Here is a 10913-nt window from a genome sequence, read left to right as displayed (position 1 = left end):
CACCACCGGCACCACCACCCCTGCGACAGTCCCTGGCCACGATCGACGCGCAGGTAACGGACTACATCCGTCGATCCGGACTCCGAAACGCCGCCCGAAAACTCAAGATCAACGTCAAGAACCCGTCAACCAAGCTTCGCTGGGCGGGTGGAGCAGGGAGGTGCGGGCATGACCGACGTCGAGCTGCGCGTCGAGCACGGACGCCTGCCGGCCTTCCTCGCCGCGCCCGAGTCGCCGGGCCCGTGGCCGGGCGTGGTGGTGATCCACGAGGCGCTCGGGCTGACCGAGGACATCCGCTCCATCGCCGACCGGCTGGCCCGCTCGGGGTACCTCGCTCTTGCCCCGGACTTCCTGGCCTGGGGCCGCCGGTTCAGCTGCCTGAGGTCGGCGTTCGCCCAGCTCCGGGCCGGGCACGGCCGGACCTTCGACGAGCTGGACGAGGCCCGGCGCTGGCTGGGCGGCCAACCCGGCTGCTCCGGCCGGGTCGGGGTGATCGGGTTCTGCCTGGGCGGCGGCTTCGCCCTGCTGTCCGCCGGCTCCGGGTTCGACGTGGCCGCCGTCAACTACGGACTGGTGCCGGCGGACGCCGAACGGGCCCTGGCGGGTGCCTGCCCCTGGTGGCCTCGTTGGGTGCCAACGACCGGAGTCTGCGCGGCGGTGACGAGCGGCTGCAGTCCGCGCTGGTCGCGCTGGGGGTCGAGCACGACGTGCGGACCTACCCGGGCGCCGGCCACAGCTTCCTGAACCACCACGAGGGCGTGCTCAACCGCGCCATGGGATCCGTGATCGGAGCGGCGTACCACGATCCGTCGGCGCAGGACGCCTGGACCAGGATCCTCGCCTTCTTCGACACCCACGTACGACCGGAGGGAACGTCATGATCGGCGACATCATCTGGTTCCTTATCGTCGGCACCGTGATCGGCCTGCTGGCCCGGCTGGTGGACGTCAGCCGATCCCGATGTGGCTGACCGTGCTCATCGGCGTCGTCGGCGCCCTTGTCGGGAACTGGCTGGCCACCCTGCTCGGGGTCGGTAGCACCGGGGGGATCGACTGGATCCGGCACATCCTGCAGATCGCGGTCGCGGCCGGCGGGGTGGCCGGGACGGTCGCCATCCTGGGCAGGCGCGCCTCGACCCGCGCCTGACGCCGTCCGCCGGTCAGTCGGAGCAGAGAAACGCGGCGCCCGTGCCGGGCGGCGCCACCTCGGTGGACATGGCGAACCGCAGCTGCCGATCGCCGGTCGGCTCCGGCACCCGTGCGTCGAGGTAGAACACCAGGAACGGGGCGCCCAGGCACGGCTGGGTGTCCATCGCGCGGAACCGTACGGTCACCGCCAGCCGGCCGGCGGCGTCCGGAGCCTGCCAGGCCGTTGAGTCGAACAGCGGGGTCAGCGAGCCGGACGCGCTGTCGGGCGGGGCGACCAGCCGGGCCTGCTGGACCCGTCCCGCTGGCAGCTGGACGACCAGGCGGGCCGTGAGGGTCCCCGTCTGCGGGTCGTAGCTCGACTGTCCTGGCACGGTCACCGCGACCGGGGTGGTGATCCCCCCGCAGGCCACGCTGAGCGCCGCCTGGAGCTCGGTGGCCGCAGACCGGGTGAGTGGGACGCCGGGTGGCTCCCACCCGTTGGGCGGGCTGCCCGTCGTCTGCCGGCCGACCGACGCGACGAGTGGCAGCGGCGTCTCCTGGGTACTCGTGGGCAAGGTGGGCTGCGCCCAGGACAGGCAGGCCGACAGGGCCAGCCGGGTGCGAACGGTGGTGCTCTGCCCGCTCGCGACGGTGACAAAGGTCACCGCCGGGTCGACCGTGTCGCCCCAGCCGTTTCGGCCGGTGGTCCAGGCGACCGCGTCGAGAGGGCCGTCGTTTCGGACGGTGACGGCCAGGTCCAGGGCCGGCTGCAGCGGGTCAACACTGGCTCGGACCGCGGTGACGGACACCTGCTGCTGGGTGCGCACCCACGTGCACGCCCGCTGCACCCGCTCGGCCCAGACCGGCGCCGCCGCACCGAGCGGGACCAGCCGGGGCGCCTGGCGGGCCCCGTCCCGCACCAGCACCCACAGGCGGTAGCCGTCCACTGGGGTGGGCAGCGGGACGGCGGTGCAGTCGAGGTCGGCGCCGATGATCAGGGCTCCGACCGTGGGTGTGGGCCCGCCGAGCCGCGGAGCGCTCGGCAGCAGCGACGTGGCACGCAGGCCGGGGCCGTCCAGCCCGAGCAGCTCGACGGAACGGTTCGGCCCGGCCCAGGACTGGTCGGCCAGCGCGACCGCCACCGCCAGCTCGACGTGGGTGGAGCCGCCGGGCGGGCCCTCGGACAGCTGGGCCACCGGGTCGAGCTGGGCGGAGCCCGGGTCGACCGACACGGCAAGCGCCGGCGCCTGGGGTGGCAGCCGCTTGAGGTACATGCCGCCGGCCGCGAGGAGCACGGCCAGGACGAGGACGAGGCCAAGGACACGCCGCCGGCGGGGGCTGAGCGAGGACCACCTGGGAGCAGTCCAGCGGGTCGGCCGGTCGTTGCCGCTCTCCAGGAGGTCCGGCACGGTTCCGGCTCCGGTCACGCAGTCGATGGTAAGCGGCCCGACGGACTGGCCGGTCCGGCCGCTACGACGCAGACTGGGGTCATGGCGGGTTCCGGCGACGACGACCTGGAGCGGCTGCTGCGCGAGGTGGAGGCCAGCCTCGGCGGCCCGCCCGCAAAGAAGGCCAAGGCCGAGGTGACCCCCGCGAAGGGCTCCGGCGGTGGCGGTCTGAGCGCGACCGTGCGGACCGCGTTGGTCTCGGCCGCTGTGGCCGCGGTGGTCACCTGGCTGCTGTTCGCCGTGCTGCCGTTCGTCAGCGCCTGGTCCGGCGCGTGGGGCGCGGCGCTGGCGACCTTCGTCAGCGTGCTGGTGCTGCGCTGGCGGCGAGGCTAGCCAGCTCGGCCACGCCGTCCCGGATCCCCGCTGCCAGCACGTCGACGTCGGCGGCCTGCTCGCCGTCCCCTGTGACGCCGATGTGCAGCGACCCGTCGTAGCTGAAAATCCCCGTGGTGATCCGGGTGCGGCCGGCCACCGGGATGATCGGGAACATCGCCTGCACCCGGCGCCCGGCCAGGTAGACCGGCACCCGCGGCCCGGGCACGTTGGTGGTGAGCGTGTCCAGGTACCAGGCCGGCACGGTGCGGCCAGCGGTGCGAACGACGGCCTCGAGCGCAGCCGCCGGGACCAGCCGGTCCACCAGGCCGAGCAGGCCGACCAGCGCCACGGGCACGCCGAACGCCCGCATCGCTGCCACCTCGCGGCGCACCTGCCGCAGCCGCTCCACCGGGTCGTCGACGCCGACCGGGAGCCGGGCCAGCAGCAGGCTCACCTCGTTGTCGCTGCGCACCCCCGCGGGTGGCCGCACCGACACCGGGACGGCGTTGCGCACGCTGCGCCCGCGGGTCGGCAGCCCCCGGTGCTCGAGCAGCCGTCGGAAACCGGCGGCCACCGCAGCCAGGACGACGTCGTTGACGGTGCCGCCCAGGGCCGCCCGAACGGCGGCCACCTCGTCGAGCGGCACCGTCACCGAGACCCAGCGGCGCCGGTCCCCGACCGGGCCAGAGAGCGGGGACGGCGACTTCGGCAGCACCGCAGCGACGACGTCCGGCAGCCTCGGGAGTGCGGTCGGCAGCGCGGCCAGGCCGGCGAGGAGCTGCCGGGAGGCGCTGCTGGAACGGCCGGACTCGACGGCCAGGTCGGCCAGCGTCCGGCCAGGTCCAGGCTGCAGGTCGAAGGCGTGCCCGAGCAGCACCAGCGCCCCCAGCCCGTCCGCGATGCTGTGGTGCACCCGCCAGACCAGTGCCCAGCGGTCCGAGTCGGCGTCCTGGACGACCCACAGGTCCCACAGCGGCCGGTCCCGCGGCATCCGGGTCTCCATGATCCCGGACACCATGGCGTCCAGCCCGCCGTGCTCGGCGCAGCACTCCACCCGGTGCGTCTGCTGGGCGAGCGCAGCGGTGGCGTCGGTCGACCAGCTCGGCCGGCGCAGGGCGCCGCCATGGACCAGCCGTTCGCGCAGCCGCCCCATGTCGGGCAGCCGCTCCATGAGCAGGTCGGCGATCTCCCCGTCCGAAGGCGGCGGTCCCTCGGCGACGGCCACCGTGCCGATCGCGATGGGCGGCCCGTCACCCTCCATGGCCAGCCACGCGGTGTCTAGGGCGTGCAACCGATCCATCGCCGACCCCTCGTCGTCCGTCGCCCTGTCAGGGTGGCCCGGGTGCAGCCGACCCGGCCAGAGGCCGAAAGCCCCTGACTTGCCCGCGGTGCCCCGGATGGACTGGACGGGTCGCTACCTCGACCCGACTCGACCCGACCGGAGGCCGCCATGCCCGAGCCGTTCGACCTGGTGCCGGTGGCCTCGCCACTGCACGACACCGCGGCGCTGGAACGGTTCGCCGCGCCCTACCGCGACGCGCTGGCCGCGCTGGGTGGTCGCCCCGCGACCGCGACACCGACCGACGCGCCGCTCGCGGTGCTGGTCACGACCGGAGGCACCGAGCACGCGATCCTCGACCTCTGGCAGCGGCAGCAGGGGGCCTGGCCGGACGAGCCGCTGGTCCTAGTGGCCACCCCGGACAGCAACAGCCTGCCGGCCTGCCTGGAGGCGCTGGCCCGAGTCCAGCAGGACGACGGTGCCGGGCGCATCGTCTACTTCTCGACGCCGTGCGACGCGGCCGCGGCCGCGGAACTGGGTGACCTCATGGGGGTGCTGCGGGTGCACCGGCGGCTGCACCGCACCCGGATCGGCCTGGTGGGCGACCCCTCCGACTGGCTGGTGGCCAGCTCCCCCACGGCCGAGGTGGTGCGGCGGTCGTGGGGACCCGAGGTGGTGCCGGTGGCCATCGGCCGGGCCGTGGACGGGTACCGGGCCGTCCCCGAGCCGGTGGTGCTGCAGCTGGCCCGCTCGGTCTCCTCGGGCGCGTCTGCGTTCGGCGAGACCGACGAGCAGACCGTGGCGGAGGCGGCGCGGTTGCACCCGGCGCTGCGGCGGCTGGTCGACGAGGACCGGCTGGACGCGGTCGCCGTGCGCTGCTTCGACCTACTCACGTCGGTGCAGACCTCCGGCTGCGTGGCCCTGGCCGAGCTCAACGACGAGGGCATCGTGGCCGGGTGCGAGGGCGACGTGGTCAGCACGGTGGCCATGCTCTGGGTGCATGCCCTGACCGGCGGGGCGGCCTGGATGGCCAACCCGGCCCGGGTCGACCCGGCGTCCGGCAGCGTGCGGCTGGCGCACTGCACGATTGCCCGGTCGCTGACCAGCGGCTACGCCCTGCGCTCGCACTTTGAGTCCGGCATCGGGGTCGGCATCGCCGCCCAGGTGCCGCCGGGGCCGGTCACCCTGGTCCGGATCGGCGGCGCCGGACTGGACCGGCTGTTCCTGGCCGAGGGCGAGGCCGCCCCCGCCCGCCCGGACGAGGCGCTGTGCCGCACCCAGGTGGACGTGGCGGTCGGGCCGGACGCCGTGGCCGACCTGCTCGCGCAGCCGCTCGGCAACCACATCGTCGTGGTGCCCGGGCGTCACGCAGCGTGGTTGCGCCGCTACCACGACCTGGCGGTCCGGTCCGGGCGCTGACGGGGTCACGGTGAGTGCGGTGCGGCTGCCCGGGCCGGACGAGACGCCGCTGCCCACCCTGTCCGGGCGCCTGGTGGACACCGGCCGGTACCGGCTGCACGTGCGCCGGACGCCGAGCGCGGCCCGCCGGGGCTCGGCCCGGGCGGTGTACGTGCACGGCCTGGCCGGCTCCTCGCTGAACTGGACCGACCTGATGCACCTGCTCGCGCCCGCGCTGCCGGGGGTCGCGGTCGACCTGCCCGGGTTCGGGCTGTCCGAGGCACCGCCGGACCACGACTACTCGCTGGGGTCGCATACGGCGGCGGTGGCCGCGCTCATCGAGGCCGAGGGCGGCCGGCCGGTCCACCTGTTCGGCAACTCGCTGGGTGGTGCCGTCTCGGTGCGGCTCGCGGTCGAGCGGCCGGACCTGGTGCGCTCGCTCACGCTCGTCTCGCCGGCGCTGCCGGTGTTCCGGCTGAAGTGGACCAACCTGCACATGCCGCTCATGCTGCTGCCGGGGCTGCCCGGGGTGTTGTTCCGGCTGCCCCCAGCGTCCACTCCGGACGCCAGGGCCGAGCTGTTCATCAGCCTGTGCTGGGCCGACGAGAGCCGGCTGCACCCAGACCGTCGCGCCGAGGTCGTCGCCGAGGTACGGCACCGGGAAGGGTTCGAGCACACCGACCGGGCCTACGTGGAGTCGCTGCGCGGCCTCGCTGGTGGGTTCGTGGCCCGGGGCGAGGGCAACCTGTGGAGCTACGCGGCCCGGGTCGAGCGGCCCACGCTGCTCGTCTTCGGCCGCCGGGACAAGCTGATCGACGTGAGCATCGCCGAGCGGGCCGGCCGGACCATCCGCGGCGCCGAGCTCGTGGTCCTCGACGACGTGGGGCACGCGGCCCAGATGGAGGCACCCGAGGAGGTAGCCCGGCTGGTCCTCGCCCGCCTCCCCTCTGCATGAAGGTGCCCTTCTGTCGGCAGTGCGGACAGAAGGGCACCTTCATGCAGAGGGCCAGGCGGAGGGCGGTGGGGACGACGGGAGCGGGGCGAACCGGCGCAGCCGCAGGCTGTTGGTCACCACGAACACCGACGAGAACGCCATGGTCGCCCCCGCGATCAGCGGGTTGAGGAAGCCGGCCGCGGCCAGCGGGATGGCCGCGACGTTGTACGCGAACGCCCAGAACAGGTTGCCCTTGATCGTGCCCAGCGTCCGGCGGGACAGCCGGATCGCGTCGGCCGCCGTCCGCAGGTCGCCCGAGACCAGGGTCAAGTCGCTGGCCTCAATCGCGGCGTCGGTGCCGGTCCCCATGGCGATGCCGAGGTCGGCGGTGGCCAGCGCGGCCGCGTCGTTCACTCCGTCGCCGACCATGGCGACGGTGCGGCCCTCGGCCTGCAGCCGCCTGACCTCGGCGACCTTGCCCTCGGGCAGCACCTCGGCCACAACCTCGGTGATGCCCAGCTCGTCGGCGCCCGCCTGCGCGGCCTTGGCGTTGTCACCCGTGAGCAGCACCGGGGTGAGCCCCAGGTGGCGCAGCCGGTGCACGGCCTCGCGGCTGGTCGGCTTGACCGTGTCGGCCACCACGAGGACACCGGTGACGGCGCCGTCCCAGCCGACCGTGATGGCGGTGCGGCCGTGCGACTCGGCGGCGGCGACCGCCTCGACGAGCGGCGCGGGCAGGCGAAGGGCCCACTCCTCGGCCAGCCAGCGGACCCGGCCGGCCACCACGACGTGACCGTCCACCAGGCCGCGGACCCCCAGCCCGCGGCTGGCCTCGAACGACTCGACGTCCGGCAGGTCGCCGACCCGCTCGCGGGCGGCCCCGGCGATGGCGCTGCCGATCGGGTGCTCGGAGGCGTGCTCCACCGCCCCCGCGAACCGCAGCAGCAGGTCCGGGTCGACCCCGGCTGCCGCCACGACGTCGGTGAGGGCCATCCGTCCGGTGGTGACGGTGCCGGTCTTGTCCAGGACGACGGTGTCCACCCGGCGGGTGCTCTCGAGCACCTCGGGGCCCTTGATGATGATGCCCAGCTGGGCACCCCGCCCGGTGCCCACGAGCAGCGCCGTCGGGGTGGCCAGCCCCAGGGCGCACGGGCAGGCGATGATCAGCACGGCGACGGCCGCCGTGAACGCGGCGGCCACGGCCACCCCGTGGCCCAGCCAGTACCCCAGCGTGCCCACCGACACGGTGACCACGATGGGGACGAAGATCGCGGACACCCGGTCGGCGAGGCGCTGGACCGCGGCCTTGCCGCCCTGCGCCTGGGTGACCAGGCGGCCGATCTGGGCCAGCCGGGTGTCCGCGCCCACCCGGGTGGCCCGCACGACGAGCCGGCCCCCCGCGTTGACGGTGGCCCCGGTGACCGCGCCCCCGGGGCCGACCTCGACCGGGACGCTCTCGCCCGTGAGCAGGCTGCTGTCGATGGCCGAGCTGCCCTCGACGACGACACCGTCGGTGGCCACCTTCTCCCCTGGCCGGACGACGAACTGGTCCCCGACGGCCAGCCGGTCCACCGACTCCCGGACCTCGCGGCCGTCACGAAGGACCGCGACGTCCTTGGCGCCGAGCGAGAGCAGGGCACGCAGCGCCTCGCCGGAGCTGCGCTTGGCTCGGGCCTCCGCGTAGCGGCCGGCCAGGATGAACGTCGTGACGGCCGCGGCCACCTCGAGGTAGATCTCGTCGGTGCCGGAACCCTGGCGGGGCACCAGCGTGAACGGCATCCGCATCCCCGGCATGCCGGCGTCGCCCAGGAACAGCGCGTAGAGCGACCAGCCGTAGGCGGCCAGCACGCCGACGCTGATCAGGGTGTCCATGGTGGCCGCGCCGTGGCGCAGGTTCACCCAGGCGGCCCGGTGGAACGGCCAGGCGCCCCACACCACGACCGGAGAGGCCAGCGTGAGCGCGGCCCACTGCCAGTTGTCGAACTGCAGCGCCGGGACCATCGCCATGAGCAGCACCGGCAGGGTGAGGACGGCCGAGATGAGCAGCCGCTGCCGCAGGGCAGCGGTCTCGTCCTGGCCGGCCGGCGAGCCGCCGCCGCCGTGGCCGTCGTCGTCCGGGGCCGCCGGCAGCTGGGCGGTGTAGCCGGTGTCCTCGACGGTCTGCACGAGGTCGGCCACGCTGACCGGGCCGCTGACCTGGACCCGCGCCGTCTCGGTGGCGTAGTTGACCGTGGCCGTCACCCCGGCCATCCGGTTGAGCTTCTTCTCCACCCGGGCCGCGCAGGAGGCGCAGGTCATCCCGCCGATCTCGAGCTGGACGACGGCGGGTGCGGAGTCGGTGGGGCTCATCGCGTCGCCGCCCCGATCGCGTAGGCGCCCACGAAGACCACGGCCAGCAGCACGACGAACAGCACCAGCCGGGCCACCGCACCCAGCTGGCCGGTCACAGCGGCTGCGCCAGGGCCGGGCCCACCAGCAGGTAGCCCGCCTCGTCGACGGCGTCGCGCAGGCTGGGCTCCTCGACCGGGCCGTCGCTGGTCACGGTGAGCAGGCCGGTGGCGAGCTCGACCTCGGCCGACCGGACGCCGGGGACCGCGGAGACCTCCTGCTGCACGGCGTGCACGCAGTGGTCGCAGGTCATCCCCGAGACGGTCCAGGTGGTCACGTTCATCGCGGTGCTTCTCCTTCGGGGGTTCAGGAACGGACGAGCCGGGCGATCGCGTCGTTGGCCTCGCGCAGCTTGGCCTCGGCCTCCGGCCCGCCCTTGACGGCGGCCTCGACGACGCAGTGGTTGAGGTGGTCCTCCATGAGGGTCAGCGCGACGGCCTGGAGGGCCTTCGTCGCCGCCGACACCTGGGTGAGGACGTCGATGCAGTAGGTGTCACTCTCGACCATCTTGTGGATGCCACGCACCTGGCCTTCGATGCGGCGCAGCCGGGCGAGCACCTGGTCCTTGTCGGCGGTGTATCCGGGCATGACCCCAATATACCCCTACCCCCCTGGGGTATCAACCGGGCGGGTCGACGTTCCAGCGCACGATCACCGGCTGCTCCCGCTCCCAGCCCAACGCGCCGCGGCCGGTCGGCCCGAGCAGCAGGGTGCGACCAAGATCGGCCGGGGCACCGATCCAGCGGGCGGCCAGCACGCGCAGCAGATGGCCGTGGGCGACCAGCAGCACGTCCTCCCCCGCAGCCAGCACCGGATACGCTCGCCGGCTCACCCGATCGGCCCGGCGGGCCACCTGCTCGAGCGACTCGGCCAGCCCACCGGGGCCGACGGTCGCCGTCCAGATCGTCCAGCCCTGGCCCTCCTGCGCCCGGATCTCCTCGGCGGTGCGGCCCTCGAAGGCGCCGTAGTCCCACTCCTGCAGGTCCGTGTCGGTCTCGACCGGGTGGCCCAGGATCAGCTCGGCGGTGCGACTGGCCCGCAGCAGCGGGCTGCTCAGCACCAGGCCGAACGGCCGGTCCGCCAGCACCGGGCGCAGCGCCACCGCGGCCGCCTCGCCGTCCTCGGTCAGCTCGACGTCGGTGCGCCCGGTGTGCCGGCGCTGCGCGCTCCACTGCGTCTCGCCGTGGCGCACGATGACGAGCTCAGCCACGGGTCACCTGCCAGAAGGCGACGGCAGCGGCAGCGGCGACGTTGAGCGAGTCGACGCCGCGGGCCATCGGGATCCGCACCCGGCGGTCGCAGGCAGCCATGGTGCTGTCGGCCAGGCCGGGCCCCTCGGCGCCCAGGACGACGGCGCACCTGCGGGTGTCCTCGGCGCTGAGCCGGTCCAGGTCGACGGCGTCCGGGGCGGGCGTGAGCGCGAGCAGGGTGAGTCCCGCGGTGCGGATGTCGGCCAGCCCCTGCGGCCAGCGCTCGAAGCGCGCGTAGGGCAGGGTCAGCGCGGCGCCCATCGACACCCGGACCGACCGGCGGTACAGCGGGTCGGCGCACAGCGGGTTGAGTAGGACGGCGTCCAGGCCCAGGGCGGCAGCCGCCCGGAACACGGCACCCACGTTCGTCGGGTTGGTGAACCCCTCGAGCACCGCGACGTGCCGGGCGGTGCCGAGCAGGTCGGCGGGTGTCGGCAACGGTCGGCGCTGCATCGAGGCGAGGGCACCGCGGTGCACTGCGAAGCCGGTGACCTGCTCGATGACGTCGTCCGCGGCGGCGTAGACGGGGACGTCGAGCGGCTCGAGGACGTCGGCCAGCCCAGGCAGCCACTTGCGGGCCAGCAGCACCGAGCGCACGCCGTAGCCGGCCGCGACGGCCCGGCGGACCACCTTCTCCCCCTCGGCGAGGAACAGCCCGCCCACCGGCTCGAGGACCCGGCGCAGCTGCATGTCGGTGAGCCGGACGTAGTCGGCCAGCCGCGGATCCGCCGGGTCGTCCACTTCGATCCGCTGCACCCCCCCACTCTGCATGAA

Annotated in this window: 12 protein-coding genes and 1 pseudogene; 6 read left to right on the top strand and 7 right to left on the bottom strand. The window is 74.5% G+C overall.

Annotated features, from left to right (window positions below):
- Positions 1-168 precede the first annotated feature (168 nt).
- The 3 genes and pseudogenes from VIM19_05355 to VIM19_05345 all read left to right on the top strand — a co-directional run bounded on the left by VIM19_05355 (position 169) and on the right by VIM19_05345 (position 1146).
- The gene (locus VIM19_05355; GenBank protein ID HEY5184330.1) at positions 169-744 is read left to right on the top strand and encodes a dienelactone hydrolase family protein; all 576 of its coding nucleotides are present in this window, start codon (positions 169-171) and stop codon (positions 742-744) included.
- The gene (locus VIM19_05350; protein HEY5184329.1) at positions 627-881 is read left to right on the top strand and encodes a dienelactone hydrolase family protein; all 255 of its coding nucleotides are present in this window, start codon (positions 627-629) and stop codon (positions 879-881) included. Before VIM19_05355 ends, VIM19_05350 begins: the two co-directional genes overlap by 118 nt.
- Positions 878-1146: pseudogene (locus VIM19_05345) on the top strand (GlsB/YeaQ/YmgE family stress response membrane protein). Before VIM19_05350 ends, VIM19_05345 begins: the two are co-directional and overlap by 4 nt.
- Positions 1147-1159: 13 nt before the next feature.
- On the opposite strand, the gene VIM19_05340 reads toward VIM19_05345, so the two are convergent.
- Entirely contained in the window at positions 1160-2554 is a 1395-nt protein-coding gene (locus tag VIM19_05340; protein ID HEY5184328.1) for a hypothetical protein, read from the bottom strand.
- A 63-nt stretch (positions 2555-2617) separates the two neighbouring features.
- Between VIM19_05340 and VIM19_05335 the strand changes: the two genes are divergently transcribed.
- Positions 2618-2908, top strand: a complete 291-nt coding sequence (locus VIM19_05335; GenBank protein HEY5184327.1) for a hypothetical protein — start codon at positions 2618-2620, stop codon at positions 2906-2908.
- Here VIM19_05335 and VIM19_05330 read toward each other — a convergent pair.
- Positions 2874-4190 (bottom strand): wax ester/triacylglycerol synthase domain-containing protein, encoded by a 1317-nt coding sequence (locus VIM19_05330; GenBank protein HEY5184326.1) that lies wholly within the window; start codon positions 4188-4190, stop codon positions 2874-2876. The genes VIM19_05335 and VIM19_05330 overlap by 35 nt on opposite strands.
- 150 nt (positions 4191-4340) lie before the next feature.
- Here VIM19_05330 and VIM19_05325 point away from each other — a divergent pair, with 150 nt between their 5' ends.
- Positions 4341-5588 (top strand): hypothetical protein, encoded by a 1248-nt coding sequence (locus VIM19_05325; protein ID HEY5184325.1) that lies wholly within the window; start codon positions 4341-4343, stop codon positions 5586-5588.
- A 10-nt stretch (positions 5589-5598) separates the two neighbouring features.
- Positions 5599-6522, top strand: a complete 924-nt coding sequence (locus VIM19_05320; protein ID HEY5184324.1) for an alpha/beta hydrolase — start codon at positions 5599-5601, stop codon at positions 6520-6522.
- A 39-nt stretch (positions 6523-6561) separates the two neighbouring features.
- Here the strand turns inward: VIM19_05320 and VIM19_05315 are convergent, their stop codons facing one another.
- The 5 genes from VIM19_05315 to VIM19_05295 all read right to left on the bottom strand — a co-directional run bounded on the left by VIM19_05315 (position 6562) and on the right by VIM19_05295 (position 10910).
- Positions 6562-8850, bottom strand: coding sequence for a heavy metal translocating P-type ATPase (locus VIM19_05315; GenBank protein ID HEY5184323.1), 2289 nt, complete (start codon positions 8848-8850; stop codon positions 6562-6564).
- A 94-nt stretch (positions 8851-8944) separates the two neighbouring features.
- The gene (locus VIM19_05310; protein HEY5184322.1) at positions 8945-9172 is read right to left on the bottom strand and encodes a heavy metal-associated domain-containing protein; all 228 of its coding nucleotides are present in this window, start codon (positions 9170-9172) and stop codon (positions 8945-8947) included.
- Between the two features lie 23 nt (positions 9173-9195).
- Complete coding sequence (locus VIM19_05305) at positions 9196-9477, bottom strand: metal-sensitive transcriptional regulator (GenBank protein HEY5184321.1); 282 nt, start codon at positions 9475-9477, stop codon at positions 9196-9198.
- A 31-nt stretch (positions 9478-9508) separates the two neighbouring features.
- A complete protein-coding gene (locus tag VIM19_05300) occupies positions 9509-10099 on the bottom strand; it encodes a histidine phosphatase family protein (GenBank protein ID HEY5184320.1) in 591 nt (196 codons plus the stop codon).
- On the bottom strand, positions 10092-10910 hold the full coding sequence (locus VIM19_05295) for an RNA methyltransferase (protein ID HEY5184319.1): 819 nt from the start codon (positions 10908-10910) through the stop codon (positions 10092-10094). Before VIM19_05295 ends, VIM19_05300 begins: the two co-directional genes overlap by 8 nt.
- Positions 10911-10913 lie beyond the last annotated feature (3 nt).

Source organism: Actinomycetes bacterium (assembly GCA_036510875.1).
Classification (GTDB): Bacteria; Actinomycetota; Actinomycetes; order Prado026; family Prado026; genus DATCDE01.
The sequence above is the reverse complement of the archived record's forward strand: the minus strand, read 5'-3'. Positions and strand labels throughout refer to the sequence as shown.